This is a genomic window from Pseudomonas sp. TNT3, from assembly GCF_010095445.2.
In the GTDB taxonomy this organism is placed as follows: domain Bacteria; phylum Pseudomonadota; class Gammaproteobacteria; order Pseudomonadales; family Pseudomonadaceae; genus Aquipseudomonas.
Genome location: NZ_WFGV02000022.1, coordinates 17,358 through 41,777, shown reverse-complemented (window position 1 = coordinate 41,777; position 24,420 = coordinate 17,358). Strand labels below are relative to the sequence as shown.

Annotated in this window: 16 protein-coding genes; 5 read left to right on the top strand and 11 right to left on the bottom strand. The window is 52.7% G+C overall.

Features of this window, described 5'->3' with window-relative positions:
- Positions 1 to 139: 139 nt before the first annotated feature.
- From GBC55_RS14920 to GBC55_RS14910, 3 genes are all read right to left on the bottom strand, one after another.
- The gene (locus GBC55_RS14920) at positions 140 to 1,639 is read right to left on the bottom strand and encodes a catalase (protein ID WP_162438105.1); all 1,500 of its coding nucleotides are present in this window, start codon (positions 1,637 to 1,639) and stop codon (positions 140 to 142) included.
- A 910-nt stretch (positions 1,640 to 2,549) separates the two neighbouring features.
- Positions 2,550 to 4,079, bottom strand: coding sequence for a DHA2 family efflux MFS transporter permease subunit (locus GBC55_RS14915; protein ID WP_162438104.1), 1,530 nt, complete (start codon positions 4,077 to 4,079; stop codon positions 2,550 to 2,552).
- Positions 4,080 to 4,084: 5 nt separating this feature from the next.
- Positions 4,085 to 5,254, bottom strand: a complete 1,170-nt coding sequence (locus tag GBC55_RS14910) for an HlyD family efflux transporter periplasmic adaptor subunit (protein WP_162438103.1) — start codon at positions 5,252 to 5,254, stop codon at positions 4,085 to 4,087.
- A 242-nt stretch (positions 5,255 to 5,496) separates the two neighbouring features.
- Here GBC55_RS14910 and GBC55_RS14905 point away from each other — a divergent pair, with 242 nt between their 5' ends.
- A complete protein-coding gene (locus GBC55_RS14905) occupies positions 5,497 to 6,150 on the top strand; it encodes a TetR/AcrR family transcriptional regulator (RefSeq protein WP_051550502.1) in 654 nt (217 codons plus the stop codon).
- Between the two features lie 811 nt (positions 6,151 to 6,961).
- Here GBC55_RS14905 and GBC55_RS14895 read toward each other — a convergent pair.
- Together GBC55_RS14895 and GBC55_RS14890 are read right to left on the bottom strand one after the other, a co-directional pair.
- Positions 6,962 to 8,164, bottom strand: coding sequence for an FAD-dependent oxidoreductase (locus GBC55_RS14895; RefSeq protein WP_162438102.1), 1,203 nt, complete (start codon positions 8,162 to 8,164; stop codon positions 6,962 to 6,964).
- Between the two features lie 334 nt (positions 8,165 to 8,498).
- Entirely contained in the window at positions 8,499 to 9,152 is a 654-nt protein-coding gene (locus GBC55_RS14890; protein WP_027618225.1) for a response regulator, read from the bottom strand.
- 403 nt (positions 9,153 to 9,555) lie between these two features.
- Here GBC55_RS14890 and GBC55_RS14885 point away from each other — a divergent pair, with 403 nt between their 5' ends.
- Entirely contained in the window at positions 9,556 to 10,530 is a 975-nt protein-coding gene (locus GBC55_RS14885) for a LysR family transcriptional regulator (RefSeq protein ID WP_162438101.1), read from the top strand.
- Positions 10,531 to 10,611: 81 nt separating this feature from the next.
- On the opposite strand, the gene GBC55_RS14880 is transcribed toward GBC55_RS14885, so the two are convergent.
- A complete protein-coding gene (locus GBC55_RS14880) occupies positions 10,612 to 11,361 on the bottom strand; it encodes an SDR family oxidoreductase (protein WP_027618227.1) in 750 nt (249 codons plus the stop codon).
- A 99-nt stretch (positions 11,362 to 11,460) separates the two neighbouring features.
- On the opposite strand from GBC55_RS14880, the gene GBC55_RS14875 reads away from it, so the two are divergent.
- Entirely contained in the window at positions 11,461 to 12,357 is an 897-nt protein-coding gene (locus GBC55_RS14875; RefSeq protein ID WP_162438100.1) for a LysR family transcriptional regulator, read from the top strand.
- Positions 12,358 to 12,397: 40 nt separating this feature from the next.
- On the opposite strand, the gene GBC55_RS14870 is transcribed toward GBC55_RS14875, so the two are convergent.
- Positions 12,398 to 13,312, bottom strand: coding sequence for an AraC family transcriptional regulator (locus GBC55_RS14870; protein ID WP_162438099.1), 915 nt, complete (start codon positions 13,310 to 13,312; stop codon positions 12,398 to 12,400).
- 139 nt (positions 13,313 to 13,451) lie between these two features.
- Positions 13,452 to 14,462 carry a helix-turn-helix domain-containing protein gene (locus GBC55_RS14865; protein WP_218576859.1) on the bottom strand — a complete coding sequence of 337 codons (1,011 nt, stop codon included), beginning with the start codon at positions 14,460 to 14,462 and terminating at the stop codon, positions 13,452 to 13,454.
- A 413-nt stretch (positions 14,463 to 14,875) separates the two neighbouring features.
- Here GBC55_RS14865 and flgE point away from each other — a divergent pair, with 413 nt between their 5' ends.
- Positions 14,876 to 16,216 carry a flagellar hook protein FlgE gene (gene flgE / locus GBC55_RS14860; protein WP_162438098.1) on the top strand — a complete coding sequence of 447 codons (1,341 nt, stop codon included), beginning with the start codon at positions 14,876 to 14,878 and terminating at the stop codon, positions 16,214 to 16,216.
- Between the two features lie 68 nt (positions 16,217 to 16,284).
- Here the strand turns inward: flgE and GBC55_RS14855 are convergent, their stop codons facing one another.
- The 3 genes from GBC55_RS14855 to GBC55_RS14845 form a co-directional block, all read right to left on the bottom strand.
- Positions 16,285 to 16,935: a response regulator transcription factor gene (locus GBC55_RS14855; protein WP_162438097.1), complete on the bottom strand. Its 651-nt coding sequence runs from the start codon at positions 16,933 to 16,935 to the stop codon at positions 16,285 to 16,287.
- Between the two features lie 95 nt (positions 16,936 to 17,030).
- Positions 17,031 to 17,636: a lecithin retinol acyltransferase family protein gene (locus GBC55_RS14850; protein WP_162438096.1), complete on the bottom strand. Its 606-nt coding sequence runs from the start codon at positions 17,634 to 17,636 to the stop codon at positions 17,031 to 17,033.
- A 160-nt stretch (positions 17,637 to 17,796) separates the two neighbouring features.
- Positions 17,797 to 23,265 (bottom strand): trifunctional serine/threonine-protein kinase/ATP-binding protein/sensor histidine kinase, encoded by a 5,469-nt coding sequence (locus tag GBC55_RS14845; RefSeq protein WP_162438095.1) that lies wholly within the window; start codon positions 23,263 to 23,265, stop codon positions 17,797 to 17,799.
- Between the two features lie 410 nt (positions 23,266 to 23,675).
- Between GBC55_RS14845 and GBC55_RS14840 the strand changes: the two genes are divergently transcribed.
- Complete coding sequence (locus GBC55_RS14840) at positions 23,676 to 24,074, top strand: response regulator (RefSeq protein ID WP_162438094.1); 399 nt, start codon at positions 23,676 to 23,678, stop codon at positions 24,072 to 24,074.
- Positions 24,075 to 24,420 lie beyond the last annotated feature (346 nt).

Sequence of the window (24,420 nt, the reverse complement as noted above, 5' to 3'; positions counted from 1 at the left end):
TTGCGCAACTGCAGAATGGACAAATGTCGCGGGTAGAGAAGCTATTTTTTCGCGCTGCCGGCGGGATGCCAATTGAGAAATCCGCTGCCAGTAAGGGCTGCGGATGGTTTCTCTTACGTCGAGAGATTACGCACTGGGGTTAATCAAACTCAACGACCTGTTCCGGGTTTTTGTTCACAGCCCGCGGCGGGTGCGCTTTCAGGTCCAGGTCGGCCAGTGCATTGGTTACCCCTGCACCATATCGTGGATCAGCTTTGCTGCAATGCGCAATATGGCGTTGTTGAACGTCCTCGCTGACTCCCGCAAGCGAACGTGCGGTGTTTTCAAACAGCGCTTGTCTTTCTTGCGCTGACATCAATCGGAAGAGGTTACCCGGTTGCTCAAAGTGGTCCTCGTCTACACGATGATCCCAGTGCCCTGCAACCCCGGATATCTTAAGGGGTGGCTCACACCAACGCGGTTGATCGCCCCAGTCGTCAGCGCTGTTTGGCGTGTACGCCAATCGTCCCCCGTGATTGCCGTCTACGCGCATGGCTCCATCGCGATGGAAGCTGTGGACCGGGCAACGGGGGGCATTCACTGGGATCTGGTGATGGTTGACACCCAGGCGATAGCGCAGGGCGTCACCGTAAGCAAACAGGCGCGCCTGCAGCATGCGGTCGGGTGAAAAGCCTATACCAGGAACGACATTGGATGGAGCAAATGCCGCCTGCTCGACTTCGGCAAACACATTCTCCGGGTTACGGTTCAACTCAAAATAACCCACTTCTATAAGCGGGTAATCTTGGTGGGGCCAGACCTTAGTCAAGTCAAAAGGGTTGACGGCGTGTCTTTCTGCTTGAGCCTCGGTCATAACCTGGATGTAGAATGTCCAACAAGGAAAATTGCGCGCTTCAATACTTTCGAACAGATCGCGCTGATGACTTTCCCTGTCTCGACCCACCAGTATTTGTGCTTGTTCATCGCTCAAATTCTCAATGCCCTGCCTTGATTTGAATGTGAATTTCACCCAGTGTCTTTCGTTATTGGCGTTGATCATACTAAAGGTGTGACTACCAAAACCATGCATATGCCGGTAGCTCCGAGGAATACCACGATTGCTCATAACAATTGTTATCTGATGCAGTGCCTCGGGTAATGACGTCCAGAAGTCCCAATTGTTTTGTGCGCTGCGCATCCCTGTTCGCGGGTCACGTTTGACCGCGTGATTCAGATCTGGAAAGCGTAGCGGGTCACGAAAAAAAAACACTGGAGTATTGTTGCCAACTAAATCCCAATTTCCTTGCTCAGTATAAAACTTTAAAGCAAAGCCACGAATATCTCTTTCAGCATCGGCTGCACCCCGTTCGCCGGCAACGGTGGAGAATCGCGCAAAAATCGCCGTCTGCTTGCCCAACTCCGAAAATAGTTTAGCCTTGGTGTAGCGAGTGATGTCGTGGGTTACGGTGAACGTCCCGTATGCGCCGGAGCCTTTCGCGTGCATGCGTCGTTCGGGAATCACCTCTCGGTCAAAATGTGCAAGTTTTTCTAAAAGCCAGACGTCTTGTAAGAGAGCGGGGCCGCGAGGACCAGCAGTTTGAATATTAAAATTATCGACGACGGGCGCGCCATTAGTGGATGTGAGTTTTTTTCCGGGCATGGCGAGGCTTCTCCAAAGGTGAGCGATGATTGTTGTCATTGGGTGATGATTTTTCGGAAGTTTAAGCTAACTAGTTGGCCGTCATATCGGCTTTTCGTATGGGCCTAGTTGAATATTAGCTTTTCAAACACAGCCTTAATGGCCTGCCGTCTAACACACGGCGAATAAGTCATCTGCTGGGTACTCAGAGTACATCGACTAAGTGCAGGTAACATTTGTACCTGCAGACAGCGACATAGCACCTCAGTGTTGCGCTTACATACATAGGTGTTAAATCTCAACACCGTGGTAAGAGTTCCTGCTGCAACCGGAGGCCTTAAAGCGCGCCGGCAGTTGAGTGTGCGGGCTTAAATTTTTATTGCCGAAGGCGTTGCTGGTTCTCTATTGTTACAGCTCGCGAGCAGATGACGGTAATGTGTTTGCTATCGTTATAGTGTTAAAGTCTTCTGAAGACAAACTCGATGCTTCAAACTCCTGCAGATTGATCCTTATACTCTTGGGTTACCGTGGTCCTAGTGGATCTCGGTTTGGAGTACTCAGGGCCTGATCAATTACTGCCATTCGTAATGTGTGGCAAACGTCTAAGCGCCAGTCTCAGAGCGGGGCAGGGTGCCGACGTGGCAAACACGCGGTTTTATAAATTCGCGCTATTTTTAAGATGATTCAGATTTCGCTTAAAAAGGTTCCCCTGCCGCGCGCAGTGATCCTGAATATTCCGGTCACTAAGATAAGGTTACACGCCAAACAGCCCTTTCAATTTAGTATCGTCTCGGAGCATTGCAAAAAAATGGCGAGCAGCCAACGCACGATCTCCGATCTGGACCTCATTTCGTTTTTCCGCTCCACCTTTCATGGCTGCATAAGTACGTCTGCACTGCCAGAGCCATATAATGTATACACTATCCGGATATTAATGAGCTGCGACCTTCAGTGGACCTTTTGGCCGTTTGATCAACCAGACTGCACCGATCGATAAAATCATGAGCAGGGTTGCCCAAGCGTAGAAGTCATTTGTTGCGAGCATCACCGCCTGCCCATCAACTAGCCGTGAAAAAACCGACGTAGCACTTTCGGGCGTCAGATGGTTTCCGAGCGCGCCGGCAATTATTTCTTGCTGTGCCTCAGAGGGGATAACAGCAACGAGTTCGGATCTATTTTCCTTACTCATGTGTTCCCAATAGGTTTGGGTCAATGAAGAGCCAATAGCCATGGACAATACCCTTAGGAAATTTTGCAAGCCTGCGCCACTGGCTACTTTTTCACTGGGCAGGTCAGAAACACCCAATGATGTTAGTGTTATCATGCAAGCGGGGATGCCCGCTCCCAACACGAACATAGCAAGCGCAACTGTCTCATAATCGGCTTGGGAGGTCATGTGGGCTCTCATAAAAAATGAAACTGCTAGAACGCTCATGCCATAAGTCACAATCCAACGTGGGTCAACTTTCGGAAGTAGTCTTCCTACAATAGGTGCACTTATGACGGCAAGTATTCCCATTGGAGCTGTCGCTAGCCCCGCCCATGTTGCGGTGTAGCCCATTTGTTGCTGGAGCCAGAGTGGGGTTAAAACAATGTTTCCAAAAAATATACCGAACATCAAACTCAGTGTTACGGTGGAAACCAGCCAGTTTCGCGAGCGGAAGACGCTTAAATCAATCACTGGTTCTACTTCGGTCAACTCCCAAATAACCAGAATTATGACGCTGGCTATTGAGATGACCGCGCAGGCGGTGATGATAGGAGAGGAGAACCAATCCAGTTCTCTCCCCTTATCGATCATGAATTGAAAACTTGTGACAAAGATTGCGAGCAGCGCCAGTCCCACACCATCAACTCTTGTGCGGCAGGTCGGTCCGTCCCGTCCTCGTAAAACCTTGAACGTACCGAGCATGACCAGCAAACCGAATCCAATGTTGATATGAAAAACCCAGCCCCAATGCCAATTATCGGAAATAATTCCGCCGAGGATCGGTCCAAAAATAGGAGCCACGACTGTCATCATCCCCCATAACGCAAGTGCGATATGGGATTTTTCCCTTGGAAAGACCGCGAGCATCAACGTTGAAGAAAGTGGAATCAGTGGCCCACCTGCCAAACCTTGTAGCACCCGAAAAATCACCAAGCTTCCCAACGACCACGACAGACCGCAGCAAACAGAAAATACAACAAAGCAAACGAGAGATATCGTAAATAATCGTACTTCACCGACTTGGCGGACCAGCCATCCGGTAAGGGGGATGGTGATAGCTTCCGCTACTGCATATGCCGTAATGATCCAGGTCCCCTCTGTCGTTGAGACGCCCAAGAATCCCGATATGGTTGGCATTGCGACGTTCGCAATGGTGGTGTCGAGAACCACCATGAAGTTCGCGAGTGAAAGCACGACAGCTGCAATAAACAGATTACCCCCGGTCAAAGGGGAATGTTTAGTAGCACTCATAGTTGTTATCGCTTTGCCACAGAGTTCGGCTCGTCTTTGCCGCTGACGTCGACACTGACCTGCATAGATAGCCCCACGCGCAGTGGGTGCTGCATGATTTGATCGCGATCCAGAGAAATACGAACAGGTAAACGCTGTACAACTTTGATCCAGTTACCGGTAGCATTCTGTGCCGGAATAGCCGAGAACGCGGATCCCGATCCGCCTGCGAAACCGACAACCACTCCCTTATAAACGACGCTGTCTCCATAGATATCTGCAGTAAGTTCAACAGATTGACCAGGGTGAACGCGCTTCAACTGCCCTTCCTTGAAGTTTGCATAAACATAAATTTTGTCGAGAGGAACTACAGTCATTAGTCGAGCCCCCAATTGCACCTGCTGGCCGATTTCGACTACCCGCTGCGCGATGACTCCGTCAAAAGGCGCGCGCAAAACAGTACGCTCCAGATTGACTTTAGCTTGGTTAAGCTTTGCCCTGGCCATCAATACTGCCGGGTTGGAGCTGAGCGAACCATCCTCGACGAGGGCCATGTTTGCTTGCCTCGCCCCCTTTGCTGCTTCATATGCAGCCTCTGCAACACGTATGCTGGCTTTGGCTTGATCCAACGCGGCCTTCGCCTCACGAAGGCGCGTTTGTGCGTTGGTTAATTCTTCCTGAGATATCGCTCCTACCGCAGCTAGGTTATGCCTACGGCGCTCGTCGATCAGAGCTTTTTCATAAGCGGCATTGAATCGAGATAGATCACTGCGTGCAGCAGTAATCTGAGCGCTTCGCAAATTGATCTGACCAGCATAATTTACGTCGTTACCCAGCAGCTCCCTGACTTGTCGCTCGGTGTGCGCCACCTCAGATTGTGCTCGTGCAACGTTAAGCTGAGCGTCAGTATCATCCAGCAATACCAACACATCACCTGCTCTCACAAATTGAGTATCACTGACTCTGACCTCTCTTACGGGGCCAGCTATCAATGGGGTGATCTGAGCGCTCTCGGCGGCCGTGTAGGCATTCTCAGTCGTCACAAAATCGCCTGCAAAAAACAATGTCCATCCTGCGTACGTAAGCCCAGCCGCCGCGAAGCCCAGCATTGCGAGTCGAAGAAGTTTTGTACGCCGGCATTGAAGGGCATTTTTCTGTGCCTCAGTCGCATCCGATGGTGCCTGGATAATGCTCATATGTCGCTCGTCACGTCATCGCTTGATGGGGAGAAAAAAGTTCTCACTCGAAGAATATCTAGACTAAACCGATCGGTACGGTATAGTCAAATTCGTTGCGATGTCTATGGCGATGTATGTGATTCTCTTAGTAAAGGTTGACTGTACTGATGGGTCCGAAGATCATTAACCCTATTTTTGCTGTGCTCATGCCTTGGCCGGGCACATCGTCAACCATCTAGCTCTCTGGCAAAGGAATCCGCATGCAGGCAACTTCCGCCATCCCTTCCGATACCATCTCCCCAAAAGCCAAAATGGTTGTCGCCGGAGCACGTGAGATCTTCTTGGCACACGGTTTTAGCGCAGCTACCACCGACATGATTCAACGCGCCGCCGGCGTATCAAAGTCCACCGTGTACGCGTATTACCCCACTAAAGAAAAACTATTTGAAGCCGTAGTGGAAGCAGAGTGTGAAAGGGCGATCCAAGCAGTGCACTCGGTCGCTATGAACATGAATGACCTGCGTGACATCCTGACAACTCTAGCCAGGTCCTATATGGAGATATTTCTATCACCTTCGGGCTTAGCGCTTTTCCGCGCGATAATCGGCGAAGCTCCCAGGTTCCCGCAGCTTGCTCGCCATTTTTATGTGGTCGGGCCGAGCTCAATGAATAATCTAGTTGCTCAGCACATTGAACGGTCTACTCGAATTGGAGAGTTAGACGTCAGCAGCGTAGGGCTTGACACCGCTGCCAGTATCTTTACGAACCTCGTGCGCTCCGAGGCGCAGATGCAATGTTTGACTCATCCGGATTCGATCCCGTCCGGCGCGCAGCAAGATCAATGGATTAACACTGCTGTCATCACATTTCTCCGTGCATTCGGAACGCCTAGCTCCCATACAGGAAAGGCTTGACTAACCAAAGCCGTGTGAGCCACCGGGCTATCAGTATTATAGGTCGGCCCGTTCGGCCTTCGAAATGCTGCTAAAACCTGCCGGCGCGGGTGGAAAACTGAAAAAATCAGGAACTCCTCGAATTGTCCCGAAGGAGGCTGTTCCGATTTTTTGATAAAAACGAGTGGTTGGGGATTCCTTTTTTCAATGGACTGCTGCGTCGCCGCATGGACGCCGGTCTGGTCAAAGGTTAGGGACTTGCTGTGGATGCGAGCATTATCAAAGCGGAAGCGTGTTGGCAGCGCGGCGCATCGGCATATGAGCCGGTCAATTAAAGCAATCCCCATGCATTACCCAGATCGTTCGAGCTTTACATTCGGGCTTGAACGTAATAACGAGCAGGCAAAAAAACGCCCGCCAAGAAAACGTGTGGCGGGCGCTTGGAAGATGTCCCAGTTCAGAAAGGAAAACTGGCCGGGATGTCGGTATCCAATTTCAAATCATGACGCGGGAAGGGATAGCAAACGTTTCAGGGTCAGGAGGCGCAATACATATCCCAGTTTGATAGCAGTCGGTCCCAGAATCGTCATGGTATGGGCAATTATCAGGTAGGGCAGCAATACGTACTGGTCAACGCCATAGGCTACGACGGCCCCAAGGATCAAGGTGAATAGCCCACCGAGCAAAAGACTGTTGGACAGTCTTAGCGCCCGATACGGATTTTCAAAAAAGCCATACATGTCGACTATCCGCAGTTGGCGTTTAGATCATGACTGACACTACGTGAGCGGTTGCCGGATTATGATCGGCAACCACTCCAGAATCAGTCTTTTCATGCCACCGGAATCAGCGGGTCGGCGGCGGCGAGTGCCGTTGCGCGATCAGCCGCCGGAGGATAGATCCACATCGAGTTAATCTGCGCCTTGAGTTCCTTGGCTTCGTGCTTGATCAGTTTGACCTGGCGATCCCATCCCTCGGTGAATACGGCTCCCCAGGCACCCAGATCGAGACAGGTGACGTACTTGGGTTGGCTGTAAGTCATCGGTTCCACACCCAGCAGGTCGGCGGCAACGTTGTTGCCGGCATAACGGCCCAAGGCGATGGAGTGCTGGCAAGACATTACCGTAAAGTTGCCTGCCTCATCCGTCGCGGCATAGGCAACGTCTCCTGCAGCAAACACGTCAGTTCTACCCAGTACCTTCAAGTGCTTGTCCACATGTAGCCGCCCCTGAAGATCACGAGTGCCTTCCACTTGTTCAGTCAGCGGGCTTGCGCGGAAGCCTACGGTCCAGATCACGGTGTTGGACTCGATACGCGTGCCATCGCCCAGAGTGACACCATTGGCGTCGATCGAGGCCACGGTGGAATTGAGAATCCAATCGATATTCAAATGCTCGGACGCCTCGACAATCAATGGGCTAATGTCGTCGCCCATGGCTGCGGCGATTTGCGGGCCTCGGTCTACGATGATCACCCGGATGTCGGTGTTTTCGCCCAGTGAAGCACGCAGGCGCGCAGGCATTTCAGTTGCCGTTTCGATACCGGTAAAACCGCCGCCCACTACTACAACGGTATTGCGGGCGGCACTGGCGGGTACATTGTTGAGTGAATTGATGTGGGCTTCCAAACGTGTGGCGGCTTCTATCTGATCGACATCAAACGCGTGCTCGAGCAAACCTTCGACCGGCAGACGCATCAATTGGCTACCCGCTGCCAGTACTAACCGGTCGTATCTCAATTGCCCTTGTCTACCCAAGGTATCCCTATAGCTGACCTGGCTGTTGTTTTCGTCAATGACTTCGGCAATGCCCTGCACGAATTTCACACCTACTGCGTCGAACAAGTCGAGCAGGGGGGCTTTCATGTTGTGGACGTTCGGCTCATAGAACCGCGGACGAATTCGCAACTCCGCTTGAGGCGCCAGAACGGTGATCTCGACGTCATTCCGGCCATGTATATCTAACAGGCGGGCGGCGCTCAATGCACTCCAAACGCCACCAAATCCTGCACCGACAATCAAAATTTGCTGTTTCATTGTTTAACTCCTGAAGAGTAATCGAGGGCAGTAAAAAGTGTTGCAATTCAGCACCGGCGTCGTGCTGTGTGTTCGTCAGGAGATGTTATGCGGCGGCGGTATATGAAACACTGCTACATGAGGTCAGCGAGGGCATAAGTAGGTGTTAACGGGTTATACGAAGGTATGCAAAACGGCTCGTTGCGGTCACGGCTTCTAAGCGTTTTAACTACAGAAGTGATCGCGTCATTGTGCATTCGGTAGGTTCTGCCTGGAGGCGGACACGCCTGAAGGTCGTCCGCCATCAGGGCAAGATAGACTCTTGTGAAAGGGACCGCTGTATACGTGGGTATAGTCATTGCTCTGACGTAAAAGCCGATATGGCCTCGGCCATTCGTACCAAGTCGGCAAATGAGCGAGCCCCCATTTTGCGCATCGCCTGGCCGCGATGGATCTTTACGGTTATTTCGCTCAAGCCGATCTCACCGGCAATCTGCTTATTCATTAGACCGGAGGCCGCTAGCCTCATGACAGTTTGCTCACGGGCCGTCAGCGTATCGTGTCGCCCGCGTAAATCCACAGCAAAGCGCTCGGTTTCGCGACGGTTTTTATCCCGTGTATGGGCTGCGCTTACGGCATCTATCAAGTCCTGTTCGCGGAACGGTTTGGTCAGGAAATCCACTGCACCGGCTTTCATCGCCCGCACAGTCATGGCGATATCACCGTGTCCCGTGATGAAGACAATGGGTACTTTGATGTTGGCGTCGGCCAGGTCATTCTGAAAATCAAGACCGCTGCTGCCTTGCAGACGTACGTCCAGCACCATGCAGCTTGGTATCTCCGGTCGGTTGAATTTCATGAAGTCGGCGACCGAGCCGAACAGTTCGACTCGCAGTCCAATGGAGCGCAACAGGCTACCCAGTGATTCACGCAAAGGAGCGTCGTCATCGATTATGAAAACGATAGGTTCACTGCGGCTGGTTTTAGGATGGGGATGATGCTCGTTCATTTAATTTTCCCAAAGGGTCGTTACTTTCGTTGCAAACCTCTTCGCATGAAACGGGTGCTGCGTAGGAAGGTAGTTGTTTTTGATTGAACTCGATCATGCGCAGTTCGATATTTTTAGCCCGAAACGAACAATCGAATGCCTATGCTAAACGCAACGTTTCCCTTTTTCTAAGGACAACAAAACCGTAATTTCGGCCAAGTCGCTCATGCGAAAAGTCGCTCGTCAAAGCCAGAAGACACCATTATGTAGCTTTTTTCATTCGTTGGTTATACCCAGGTGTTAGTGAGCACTGCTAATGAATGACCGAGCTGTCCTCATGTACGACAGACGTTTTTCAATCGCGCCAATAATCTATTCATGCACATCACCAAACTCAATGGCCCAGTGCCGGGTGGCGAATATCATGAACAGAAACGAGCTGCGTCGTGCTGACATCAATCTTCTGGTGGTGTTCGAGACAATGATGCATGAACGTAATGTCAGCCGTGTTGGTGAGAAGCTATTCCTTGGACAGCCCACCATCAGCGCGGCCCTTAGTCGCCTGCGGGTGCTGTTCGACGATCCGTTGTTCATCCGAGCAGGGCGAGGTATGGAGCCGACCGCGCGGGCCCTGGAGATTTTTTCCAATCTGGTGCCTGCACTGGACGGCATTGCGGCTGCGTTAAGTCGTTGCCAGTCGTTCGATCCCTGCACCAGTAACGTCACTTTTCAAATCGGACTATCCGATGATGTTGAGTACTCGTTACTGCCACGCCTGCTCCGTCAACTACGGATTGAGGCGCCGAACATCACGCTGATCGTACGGCGAGCCGACCACCGGCAAATGTCGCAAATGTTAATGAGCGGCGAAATTTCCATAGGCATCAGTCTCACCCTTGACCTGCCGGCCAATGCACATCGCAAAGCCTTGCGGCCGATCCGGCCGATGCTGCTACGTACCGATAACCGGCCAGGCCCGTTGGGGCTGGATGAGTTTTGCCAGCGTCCCCATGCTCTCGTGTCGTCGATGGGAAGAACGTCCGATGCCACTGATCTTGCGCTGAGCCTGATGGGCCGTCAGCGCAGGGTTGCGCTGACGATCCCTCAGTTCAGTTCGTTGCCGGTGTTACTGGCGAACAGTGACATGCTCGCCATCGTGCCGGACTATGTCGCAAAGGCGATGGCTTCGAGCGGCACCCTGCGAGCCGAGCCGGCGCCGCTGCAATTGCCGGCAGAGGAGCTTTCCATGGTCTGGCGTGCCGCAATGCACAAAGACTCGGGGGAGCGCTGGTTGCGCTCCCGCTGCTGTGCAATTTTTAGTGAACCGATCGAGTTCCCGGTTGTGCCGGCGCTGCGCATTGCGATGCATAATAATCAGGCTTTGAGGGCGTCAAGGTAGTCATCCTGACGCCGTCCTGTTTTTGCTAAAGGTCTGTGGCTGAGAGAGTAGCAGGCTAGTGCATTGAAGCTGCTGGAGACATCAGCCGAGCGACATTCCTCCGTCTACATGCAATTCGATACCGTTGATGAATGCGCTATCAGTCGAGGCGAGGAAAAGTGCGGCACGCGCCAGTTCCTCAGCATCGCCCAGTCGCCCAGCTGGGATCATATCGGACATGAGCTTCAAAAAGTCTGGACGATGCTCATCCGAAATACCGAGTTTTCCAATGATGGCCGTGTCAACAGGGCCAGGGCTTAACACGTTTACGCGGATGCGACGTGCACGCAGTTCGAGCGCCCAATTACGAGCAAAGGCAGCGATTGCTGCTTTGGAACCAGCGTACACAGCATGTCCATCCAGCACTTTGGTCGCGGCCAACGAACTGGTCAGAATGATGCTGGCATTGTCGTGTAGCAGTGGCGCGATTGACTGAACGCCGAAGAAGACGCCCCGTGTGTTGATATTGAATTGCGCGTCATAGTCTTCTGGTGTGACTTCGGCAGTGGGCTGAAGGGTGATCACACCGGCGTTGGCCATGTAAATATCTAACCCGCCGAAGCGTCGCTTGAGTTCCTCTGCGACACTGGCGTGATGTTCCAGACTCGCGACGTCGCCTTGAATACCAATCGCGCCATGACCAATGACCTCGATGGCCTGGTCAAGAATGTCTCTACGCCGAGCCGTTATGACTACCTGCGCACCCTCTTGGGCAAACATGCATGCCGATGCTAGGCCTATTCCGCTATTGCCTCCGGTAATGACGGCAACTTTACCTTCAAGACGTTTCATATGATGACTCCAAGATTTGATATAGCGCTGTATTATGCGGCGCAGTTTTACCCCCACCAGTCCTGAGCAGGGCACATCTGTTGTGCTCCGGAGTCACCTATGTCCAATCTGTTGAGTCATTCGAGCAACTTGATTACTTTCGTCCGGGTGGTAGAGGCGGGTACGTTTAGCGCGGCCGCGCGCAATGCCGGAACGACACCTTCGGCGATTTCCAAAAGTATTGCTCGTCTGGAAGCGGAACTGAACGCCACTTTGTTTCGTCGCTCGACCCGAACGCTAAGTTTGACGCCTGAGGGGCAAGCATTTTTCGAACGTGTGGCGCCGTTGTTGCAGGCACTTGATGATTCAGCGGATGCGATCAGGCCCGCGGGCAATGCACGAGGTCATTTGCGGGTGAGCATGCCGAGCGAGTTAGGTCGTTTGATGCTGACAAGGATTCACTCGGTTTTTTTAGCTGACCACCCTTCCATCGACCTGGATCTGACCTTGCTCGATCACCACGTTGATCTGATCAGCGAAGGGTATGACGTCATCTATCGGGTGGGATTACTTAGCGACAGCAGCCTCAGGGCGCGCAAATTGGCTCGAATGGATATGGTCTTGGTGGCGTCCCCCGGTTTTATCGATCTTCAAGGGCAACCTGATTCCATTGAGGATTTACGGCGTTTACCATTCGTGCGGTATCAGTTGTGGGGGCGCACGTTGCCTATCGTCTTCGACAGTGGTGAAACGCTCTTGCCACAAGGCCGCGTAGGGGTTGATTCTGGGTTCGCACTTCGAACGGCAGTGTTAGGCGGCATGGGCGTCGCGTATCTGATGAGGTGCACTGTTCAGCAGGATCTGGATCAAGGGCGTCTGGTGCAGCTATTGCAAAAGCGCCCATTGCCCTCACTCGATCTGCACGCGGTGCATGCCTACGGCGCTAACACTCCAGTCAGGGTCAAGCTATTTACGGATTTCGTTCAGAGGGAAGTACTGAACTGGCTGCCAGGGTGAACAACTCACTCTGAGATTGAAAGTTCGGTAACAGTCGACTTTAACCGGTTATGTCGCTGTCGTGAACGCTTCTGGGAAACTGGCTGGGAGTCAGGCCTGTATGTTGGCGAAACGCCCGGCTGAACGTTGATAAAGAAGAAAAATTCAGAGCCGTCGCCACCTCGGTCAAAGACCGGTTTCGATGTCTCAAAAGGGTTTTGGCCCGTTCCATTCGGCGATCATTGACGTACTCATGAGGAGTCTTGCCGGTGACCTTTTTGAATGAGCGGGCGAAGTGAAATCGACTCAAATATGCCACGCTCGCCAGATCATCAAGACTGATGGGCGCTTCTATGTTGTCCTCGACATAGTCCATAACGTGACGAATTCGCTTGATACCCAGGTCCGGTGTCACCTCCAGTGACGACAGGCGAGCGGGGCTGGTCGATGTGAATCTCTGGATCAATCGCGCGCCGATGCAACAGGCCAGGGTTTCCACTAGGAGGCGCCCGGCGGCGGTGGGATTATGCAACTCGGCAAGAATCGCGTAGCCGATGTGCGCGATGAGTTCGTCCCCAAAACCCTTTTCGAAACGGATCGTTGTGAATTCGCTTCCATCGAAATGATCGCCGAGGGCTGGCGAGGAAAAATGATGCGGTTCCAGGTAGAGATGCAGAAGTCCAGGCATCGGGCTTGATAACTCAACCAGATCTTCCTGAATGCCTTTGGGACAAATCCAGCTCATGCCGCGCGTGGTTGGCGTCCTCTCAAGAATATCGTATGCCTTGCGGGTCACAATCGTGCGGCTGTCACCCTGGGGGTCGATAACAAGTTCAGTAACCGGCTGCGCCGAGTTTTTGGATATGACTCCACCGCTATGGCTGAGCACTTGAGCCAATATTCCGGTCCAGTCGCGGTCAGCCGATGAAATATCCAAATCTGCCGAATTGTATTTATCGGCTCTGCTGTCGAACATAACTACGAAGTTTCCTATGTTGTCTCATTTCAACCTGTTCGGGAATGCTTCGCGGTTCTCATCATTGCAAAGCCAATAATCGTGCTATCTAAACCTACGGACGGGTAAAAATGGAAACACCTTGACTATGGATAGTTAGTTATTCGCAACGACGTTTGCGGTACTCAGTTGGTGATAATCCCAGGTTTCGCTGAAACGTCAGGCGCATTCTTTCCTCGTCGCCGAACCCGCACTGCCGGGCTATGAGTTCAATTTGATTGTCGGTTTCTTCCAGGAGTCGTCGAGCAAGTTCGAGTCTCATGTTTTCCAGGGTCTTCGCGGGCGTCCTGCCGGTTTTCTGCTTATAGACTCTTGCGAAATTACGCAGGCTCATGTTCGCCTGCTGTGCCAGTTGATCTACCCCGAGGCCTGTGTGGCTGAGGTTGCTGGCCATCCACACGTGGAGCTTATCAAAGGTCGGTGCGTCGTGCATCTGGCTTATCAGCAGGGCACTGAGCTGTGATTCCCCGGTGGACCGCCTCAAATAAGTCACGAGCTTCGCGGCCACTTCCATGCTTACTGCTCGCCCGCAGTCGGCCTCGACCAGCGCCAGAGCGAGATCGATTCCTGCGGTGAAACCTGCGCAAGTCCAGAATTTGCCGGCTTGCACAACGATGGCGTCCGGATCGACTTCAATGGCGGGAAAGCGGCTTTGCAGCAACTCGCGCCACTCCCAATGGGCCGTCGCTCGCCTGCCATCCAGAAGCCCTGCTTCAGCCAATACAAATGTGCCTGTGCCCAGCGAAACGATCCGTCGTGCATGCGGCACGATCTCTCGAAGCCGGTTAATCAGGCTATTCAAATGGTCGAGCGGGGTCGTCACCGGCGGGCTGCCCGAAATGAGCACTGTGTCCACCTCGCTTTCGCGCCACTGCTCAAGGGAAACGGTGCTGAACTCTAGCCCCTCAATGCTCTTCACCAAGCCACCTTTCATGCTCACGGTCGTGCAGGTGTAACCGGGAAAACCGCGCGCTTCCCTGATTTGCGATGCCAGCGAGAATGTTGTTTGCGGGCAGGTCAGATCAAGAAGCCCCATGCCCGGGAAGGCAACGAGAAGTACTATTTTCGGGCGACTGAAGTTAAGCGGGAAGGAGTTTTGGATAGAGGTCAATTTACAACAATTTCCTTTTTTGTGGCCCCTTGACGAATTAATCGAGTTGGCAAAGGAGGGGACGGTACAGCCGATGATAGTTTCTAAATCTGAAAATGCTCTGCGTTTTTAAACAGATGTTAAAGATGGGCAATATCGGCAAAACGCGAAGGTGTGCACAGCAATAAATGCAAAGGCGTTAGTCAGATCCTTGTGCTACGGCAATTCAATAGGGTGTTGGGTTCGTGCGACTGTGAAGAAAATGGCTGTTTAACAGGGAAAATAGTCATTTCTTGCTGATCAAGACCTGATTAGCATCTGAGTCCTTGAATGTCACACGTCGTCAATGTTGGGTCTGCCTGTGAAGATCGGGCCTGTTTGTCGTGCAAGCCATGAGGTTTTCTTTTTTATAAACTTTGCTGAAGGAACTAACCATGTCATTTAATATTGGCCTTAGTGGTCTTCGTGCAGCCAACAAACGCTTGGAAGTCACGGGAAATAACATTGCTAACGCTGGTACTGTGGGGTTCAAGGCCTCCCGTGCTGAATTTTCAGATGTGTACTCCGATGCGCGTTTCGGTTCTGGTAGCAACGCGGTCGGCAATGGGGTGCGTCTGGCGGCTGTCTCGCAGAATTTTCGCCAGGGCGGGATGAGCGGTGGATCGGGTAACGTTCTTGATTTAGGGATACAGGGGCAGGGCTTTTTTGTGTTGAATAACCAGGGATCTCTGGCGTACACACGCGCTGGCGCGTTCACCACTGACAGCAACGGCTATGTCACCACAGCCGACCGGACCTCTCGTTTGCAAGGCTATGGGCTGGATGCTAACGGTGGGATCCGGACGGGTGTATTGACTGACTTACAAATCAGCACAGCGGATATGTCCCCAAAAGCGACCACCACGGTATCCTCGACAAGCAACCTGAAGTCCACCGATCCCGAAATTAAACAGGACGAGCACCCCTTCGACCCCACCAAGTCAGACAGCTATTCCGACGTCTTCACCAGTGCGATTCACGACAGTCAGGGCAACAACCATTCGGTGGATCAGTACATGGTGAAAACCGGAGCCAATACTTGGAAGTCCTACACTCTCGTCGACGGCCGTAACCCTGACGGGTCGGTATTCAGCGAAGCGACGCAAGCACCGATGACTATGACCTTCAATGCGCAAGGCCTGCTAACCGGTATTACGGCACCTCCTCCTCCGGCCACCAGCCCACTAGATGTTACTGGCACAACAATTACCTTGCGAGGTACGGGAGCGGGCGCATGGGTGCCAGGTTCAGTCAAAGAGGGTGTCTGGACGGCTAACGGCGCATCTCCTAATGAAGGAGGCGTAGCGTTCAACATGGCTAAGACCACCCAGTTTGGCGCTGATTATTCTCAGATCGGCAAATTCCAAGATGGTTATCAGGTTGGACATATCTCCAGTATCACGATCGACGAAAGAGGCACGCTGTTCGTCAACTATAGCAATGAGAAGAGCACGCCTATCGGTCAGGTGGCACTGGCTAGCTTTAACAATGATCAGGGGTTGACGCCTGTCGGCAGCACCAGTTGGAAGGAAAGTGGAGCATCGGGTGAGCCCAGTTACGACTCGCCACTCACCGGCATCTTGGGTTCAGTGGAATCGGGCTATCTGGAAGAGTCCAATGTAGAAATGGGAGTTGAGTTGGTGGAACTGGTCAGAGCTCAATCCTTTTATCAGGCGAATGCGAAAACCATCTCAACAGAAAGCACGGTAATGCAGACCTTGCTTCAAATGACCTGATGATAGTGCTGGTCACTGGCTCGGATTGAAAGCCCGTCTACCAAGGGCGGGCTTTCTATTACATTCGTTCACCGGTCCAGACCAACGCCTAACGACTCGGCCATTCGGACGAGGTCAGCAAAAGATTTCGCGTGCATTTTCTTCATCGCATGCCCGCGGTGAATTTTCACAGTGACCTCGCTCAGGTTCATTTGTCCTGCAATCTGCTTATTCATCAAGCCTTTGACAGCAAGGCCCATCACTTCTTTCTCCCGCGCGGTTAGCGTCTGGTAGTCGGCATGCAAATGGGAAGACTGCTGCTCACTTTCCCTGCGTTTGACATCGGCCTGCAGCGCCGCCGACACCGCGTCCAGAAGGGCTTGCTCACGAAATGGCTTGACCAGAAAATCCACAGCTCCGGCTTTCATCGCCTTGACCGACATCTCGATGTCGCCATGACCGGTAATGAAAATAATCGGAATATTCGTATTTGATTGAGCCAATAGACTCTGGAATTCAAGTCCGCTATTACCTTGCAGTCGTACATCTAGGACTAGGCAGCTAGCGCTCTCTGCGCGTGGATGCTGGAGAAATTCCGCGGTGGACGCGAACGTCTGAACTTGAATTCCGGCTGAGCGGAAAAGATTACTTAGTGCATCGCGGATGGAAGCATCGTCATCTACCACGAAAACAATAGAGCCATTACTAGATGCAGCGCTGGATGGGGGACTACCGTTCATGCACGATACTCGCAGGATATTGAAGGAAAAAGTGTAGCACAGGCGTTTATCCTTGTGTTGGTGACGCAGGTGTCAAACTTTTAGCCGAGAGCAGCCTATGCAGTTAATTGAGGTTCTAGCGTAGAAATCAATGCAAGAAGATAGCGAGGGCAATGAAAGTAAGCATTGACTTGTGCGCTGTAGCTTTTACCGCTGACACACCAACTGCAAAAGTGCTCGCAATTGTTGGAGAGGATTTTATACTGCGTTTCGCCAATTCTTGAACGAGCCCGAGTTATGATTTCATCGCTGGAATAATGACGCGGCTCTTGAATAACCCAGAGAGGCTTGCCATTGGAAAAGTTTTCCAGGTTTATTACTTCTATTGGTCCCGGTCTGAGTGATCGGCTGAGTCCGGAATAATGGACGACCTCCCCGCCGCCAAGGTATATGCCGTGGTGCGTATAAAACTTTCTAGGGGTAATCAGATGGCAGCCAATCGGCAGAATTTTTCCCGCATGCTCAATATTGACGGGCTTCAGTGAAAAGTAGAGTTCACCCTGTGCAGGCTTTCTGTTTCTTAAAAAAGAGAGTAAATTATTGTTGAATAAGGTGGCGTTCAGTTGACTGAAAGCGATCGCCGCCAATAGTGTCAATCCTAGAAGTACAGATGATCTAAGCGACGCATAAGCGATCGCTGCCTCCATTGTTAGTCTGTTCATGATGTAACTCCTCAGCCCTAGACTTTTAATATATCGCGAGGGCTGAGGCGTTTCATTTGTACATTAGCGTGATTTGCTTTACCTATTAATATGCCTGCTATAAACCTTAGTATTATGCACCTGCCTCTCGCTGGAGAGAGCAGGGCATACACCGGGCGATTCACTCATGTGGAACAGGGAGCGTGAACTGAACGGTGGCACCTCGGGGTCTGTTGACGCTTGCCCACAAACGTCCACCATGCGCTTCGATGATTGAGCGACAGATTGATAACCCCATTCCCAGTCCTGTAGCCTTGGTTGTATAGAACGAAGTGAATATCTGATCGGTGTCTTTCGAGGAAAACCCTGGTCCGGAATCGCTCACACTGACGAGCACGCAACCCGAATTCAACACCGCGCCGATATGCAAATAACGGTCGTCTTCGCTCACACCATTCATCGCTTCGAGCGCGTTCATGATCAGATTTAGCAATACCTGTTGCAATTCGACGCGATCTCCTTCGATGAGTGGCAACTCTTCCGTTAGCGAGATCTGCATCGAGGTGCCGCTTTTTATGATTTGGCCTCGGGTGAAATCGATCATCTCCTCAATGGCTACGTTGATGTTCAACGCTTCCTTCTGATGCGGCGCCTTTCGGATATGTCGACGAATGCGGCCCAACACATCAGCCGCTCGATTGGCGTCCAGGATAAGCCTGCCGAGTACATGTCGGACTTCATCGATCTCCGCAGGCTCTGCGTTCAGCCACCGTAGCGCTGCGTCGGCATTGAGAATCGCGGCTGCAATTGGCTGGTTAACTTCGTGCGCAATCGACGCCACAAGTTGGCCCATGGTGGCGACACGGTTCGCATGGGCCAACTCTGTTTGCACTTCCCGATAACGGCTTTCGCTTTCGCGGATTTTTTCTTCAGCCTGTTTGCGCTCGGTCAAATCCAGAACAAATGCGACACCTTCTTTTTTGCTGGCTTCGAACCGCGCCAAACCGACGATGACTGGCAATCGGCCTCCATCCTTTTTCAAATATTCTTTTTCGAAAGGTTGGGCATAACCGGACTGTATCGCCTCAATCAATGACCGCTCGCTGACTTCACGGAATTCGGGCGTCGTCAGATCTCTCCAGCGCAGTCGACCGGATTCCAGATCTACGCGCTCGTAGCCCACCATGTGAAGAAATGCATCATTGGCCTCGACAATATCACCGTCGTAGTTCCACACGAGAATCCCAATGATGTTGGCGTCTACCAAGCGGCGGATTTTACCTTCGCGCTCTTGGACTTCGCGGTACAACTGGGCATTTTCCAGAGAGATGGCAGCCTGTGTGACCACCAGCTTCAGCACCGCGATCCGTTCAGGACTGAAGACGTGGGCGGCCAGGTTATTTTCCAGGTAAAGCGCGCCGGTGAACTTGCCTTGGTTCAGCAGCGGCATACAAAGTACCGAACGGGCGCGATGCTGACGGATGTAAGGGTCTGTAGCGAAGGACGCGTCGGACGCTGCATCATCAAGAAAAACGCTCTCCCGGGTTCGTTGGACGTGGTACAGAACGGACTCCGGCAGCAGCGAAGCGCTGACGGGTTCGTCGCGCAATAGCGTTGAGTGTCCGCCGGTGGTGACCTGCGCCGCGACACGATACTCACCAGCGTCCGACAGAATCAGCAAACCTCTTTCGGCACCTGCCTGTTCGATGGCCGTGTACATCACAATGTCGATAAGTTTTTCCAGAACGATTTCGCCTGACACGGCCTGCGACACCTTGATGACGGTCGCAAGATCAAGGTGTTCGACCGGTGCTGCCATGGTCGATGTCGGGCCTAGCGTGTGCTCCTCGGTCCTTAGCAACGGATACTTCGCATCGAGCTGCCGAACCTTCCCAACAGCGCCCCAACGCAGGTAGCCGTAGCGGGCGTCTTGCAAATAAGCTCGTGCAATTTTTTCAAGGCCTCTCGTCGCGTAGAAGCGAGATGCAAGCTCGTTGGCAAGCGCCTCGATATGGACAAAGCCACTTTCCTGGGATTCCTGGATGGATTGTTCGTAGAGTAACTCTGCATCGATTACGCGCCCCTCGACGCGAGCGATTTCGGCCTCCACCAAAGAGGCACGGCTACCGAAATTCTCCGGGCACTGTTGCGCCCAGATCTGCAGCATGCGGTGGTGTCCTTCCATCACGATCAGATGCTGCGCATGCTCGTCCACCGGCGCTTCATAGCACCAGGCGGCGCGGGCCAGCGCATCGTAGAAGTAATACTCGGATTCTTCGAAGAACAGGAATGATGACCAGAGAGATTGCTGTGCTTTTGCGGCGGCTTGCATGGCTGCCTGAGGGGCACCCGCTAAGTAGAAGGCCTGTAACTTCCGGACCCAGTACCAACACGCCGCCAGTGCCAGGTCCGGCGTGCTGGAAAGATGGACCTCGGTGGCCGTTTCATCAAACTGTCCGTCATCAAAGCAGCCGAACGTCGGCGTCAGGCCTCTAAGCATCCGGATCAGTGCCAACTGCGTGCCTATAAAATCAACGACCAGCCCGAAGCGCACCTTCTTGGCGTAAGCCAACCCACGTTCGGCTTCGTTTTGCACTTCGGTCAATGCCTCACCGGCGAAGAGCGAATCGGAGACTTGGCTGTTGCCCGCATACGCGCCATACGGCAGGTCACCGATTCGATTCGCTGCCACAAAAGAGCGGCGCAGCAATTCACGGCATCGCCCGACCGGTTTCATCCAGCGCACGGCAAAATTCGAAAAGCATAGATAGGTGCCGGCCTCGAATCGCTTCAAGCCACGTCGCTCAACAAGTTCACAGCCGAGCTGGCCGAATCTGAACCCGGCCTGATAGTCGCCGAACCGTCTGCCTGCCACTCTGAACGCATTGGCGTAATGCACGGATGAGGCATCACAGTTGCCCCGTTCCAGGCTGAGACGGATCGCCATGCAAATCGAAAGGCACGCCAGGTTGTCATCCGTCTGCAAAGCGGCCGGGAACAGCTTGCCAAGCGCGTTTACAGTCATGAGAGAGGCGGCGTCCTCCATCATCGGTAAATCAATGAGATCTTCGATTGCCCGAGTACCCATTGATGTCCAGATTTGGTCGTATCCCTGCCTGACTTCATCATCGTCAGGGTGTGCTGACCACTCTATCCCCACGTGTCGCAAGTAGTCGAGACAGACAGCGACGGCGCTATCGCTGCGATCCAGCAGCAGGTACACGTCCATTTGCAGGCACACGACGCTGCCTCGTTCGATCGTTGTCGCCGCGCGTTGCGACAGATGCGCTAGACGATTGTCCGCGGTCGAGAGTTGTCCGGTAAGGAGTTCGCATTCGGCGCGATTCAGTTCCAAGGCGAACGTCAGTTTATGCCGGAGCGACCAGCAATCGTCGTTCAACAACTGCGATCCGGTGGTTAGATAATTAAGCGCCGACGCGTAGGCCGTCGAGGCCTTTGCTCGCTGGCCCGCGACCAGGTTGAACTCCGCCAGTTGTTCCCGCTCGGCCCTATCAGTGAGCAGAGCGAGACCGCTGTTGAGTTGGCCGACGATTTCAAAAATCCCGTCCTCCCATTTTTGCGGCGGTGTTTGTACCGCGAGCAGTCGCCCGATTCGCAAATGTGATTTGGCGCGATCAGTTTCGGGGATCAGTGAGTAGGCGGCTTCATGAATTCTGTCGTGCACAAAACCATAGGCGCTTTCCAGTCTCTGGACTAACTCCTGGCGGATCGCTTCCCACAGTACTGAGCGGATCTGCGCTTTTGGAACGCCTAGCACAATTGAAAGGGCTTTGCTGCTGGCAACGTTACCCAGGCATGCAAGCTGCTGTAATGCCTGTTGTGTTTCAACAGGAAGACGGGTGAGCCTGCCGACCATCAGGTCCACGATATTGTCGGTGTATCCCTTCGCATGAATGCGGTCCGGGTCCCAGCACCATTGCCTGGCGCCATGCTCGAAAGTCAGCAGATGCTCGTCGGCAAGCGTTTGCAGGAACTGAATAACGAAGAACGGATTGCCCGCAGTTTTGTCCAGAACCAACTTTGCAAGTGGCTCAACGCGTTCAAGGTCGTCGTGCAGCGTGTCGGCAATCAACTGCTCTACGTGTTCCTTCACGAGGGGGGAGAGCATGATTTCATCAATCTTGCCGCCAGCGTTTCGAATGGCCTGCAGTTTGCCCGTCAGCGGGTGTGTGATATCCACCTCGTTGTTGCGGTACGCACCGACTAACATGAGATGCCGGACATCCGAGTTGGTCAACAGATCCTCCAGCAGGTCGAGAGTTGCCACGTCGAGCCACTGAAGATCATCGAGAAACAATGCGAGTGGATGATCCGCCCGAGCGAATACTGCTATGAATCGCCTAAACACCAGAAGGAAACGTCGTTGTGCCTGTTGGGGTTCAAGTGGCGTGACTGGTGGAGGGTCGCCAATGATGAGTTTTAGCTCGGGTATAAGGTCGGTCATGAGCCGTGCGTTAGCGTCCAGCGCGCTCAGCAATGAGTCGCGCCATTTAGCCAGTTCCGCGTCGTTCTTTCCGAGCAACGTACGCACCAGGCTTTGAAACGCCTGCACAAGAGTGGAATAGGGGATGTCGCGTCGGTATTGATCGAACTTGCCGGTGGCAAAGAGACCTCGCGGTGGGACCAGTGCTTTGTGCAGCTCGTTCACCACCGACGATTTGCCAATACCGGAGTAACCAGTGACCAGCACAAGCTCCGGCGTACTGCTCGCAATGATCCGGTCAAACGCGGCGATCAACGTATCAACCTCACGTTCCCGGCCGTAGAGTTTTTCAGGAATCAGCAGCCGATCGGAAGTGCCTTGCTCGCCCAGCACAAAGGGATTGATGCGCCCATGCGACTCCCAGTCTGTGAGGCAACGCCGCAAATCATGCTCGACACTCGCGGCCGTCTGATAACGCTCCTCGGCAGTCTTGGCGAGCAACTTCATGACGATTTGGGAGAGCATCTCAGGGACAGTCTCGACCCGGACACTTGGGGGTTGCGGTTTTTTTGCGATATGACAGTGCACCCATTCGATCGGGTCAGACGCCGTAAACGGAAGATAGCCTGTCAGCATTTCGTAAAAGGTGACGCCGATGGAATAGAGATCACTGCGAGAATCTATGGAGCGATTCATCCTCCCGGTTTGCTCAGGCGCCATGTAGGCGAGAGTACCCGCGATGGTTTCTGGTGCCTGTCTTTCACGAGGAAGCTTTGAGGCGAGTCCGAAACCTGTGAACCGAGCGTGACCGTCAATGCAGTTCACCAGGATATGGCTGGGCTTGATGTCTTTATGAACAAGTCCTCGCTGGTGGAGCTTGCCCAGCGAAATAGCGGTAGAAATCGCAATAGGGAGAAACGTGTCGGTTTTCATGGGGGCAACAAGCAATTGCACAAGCGGCGTGCCACCGGGATCTTCCAGCATCAGTTGGATGAGACTACCTTCGCGCACCAACTCCAACGGTCTCACCGCCCATGCTTTATCCAGTTCGTCCTTGAGGCTGAATTCGTGGGCGAGGCGTCCGAGACAAGCCGGCAGCGGCTGTTCGCTAGTAGGGCGCGCAACCAGAACGTCGCGTTCACCCGATGCATCCAACCGTCGTACCCGACAGAAGGTACGTTCGCCATCGTCCCATAAAATCTGCATGTTGTTATCCGTCGGAGTAGGTAAAATATGTGATAACTTCGCTGGTCTAGCTAAGGTGACAGAGCCAAATCATTATATGCAGGCCCGCCTCAAGGCGTCACTCATACAACGGTTTAACTACAACAGACGGGGTCGCGACTCATGCGTGATGGCATAGGTATTACTGATACTATGCCTTAACACTCGGAGAAACACGGCTACGTTCACTTGCGGGCACGTTGCCTCGTAAACCACGGAAATAGTGAAAATTATCCGCAGTAAACAGACTAATTTACACCGTGATTATTTTGTATATTTCTACGGCAAGTCTCATACCTTGGTTGTGTCGGTTAATACGTTGGTATGATTTCCGGGGAAGTGAGCGCGCGTATATTAGATTAATAATTGGCGACGGCGCGTGAGTAAATTTTATGAAGCAGACCATAAAAAATTCTGTAATTATTGCCATTGTCGACGATGATGATTCTGTCAGGATGGCGCTGGACAGTCTATTGCGATCCTTTGGCTATAAAGTACGGACTTACTCCAGAGCGCTGCAATTCCTCTACGCAAAAGAAACGGCAGAAACTGATTGTCTGATCTCGGATGTGCAAATGCCGGGGCTAAGTGGTGTCGAGTTGCATGAGCAACTCATCGCTGGCGGAATCCACATTCCTACGATATTCATCACAGCCTACCCTGAGGCGATTTCGCACCTTGGCACCCATACGCCGACAGTTATCGCCTGCTTGCCTAAACCTTGTGATGGCAATAAATTGCTGAATTATATAGAAATAGCCCTGGCTACCAAAGATGCCTGCTCGATTTAGTTGATTTCTTACTCAGCCTGCGCGCGTTTTTACATACGCACTTTGTTTTTGTTAGATGTATCCTTTCCCTTGGCTTGTGCTAGGTTTCACGCCTAGTAGAATGGCCTTCGGTTGATTATTCGCAAATCCGCAGCCCTGTGAACAAGTAGCGCACGTTATTCGGATGAATAAACACTTTTATGCTTGGTTCGCACCCAGGGCAGTCAAGAAGAGCAACAAAATTTAGACACCGAAAAACGGGACCTGTTGAGACTTCATTCGAAAAGGTGCATTAATATGCTGAGCCTGTTCATTGATCTTAATCGCGAGCGTCGTGCGGAACGGAGTTTTTTCAGCGACGCTCGCC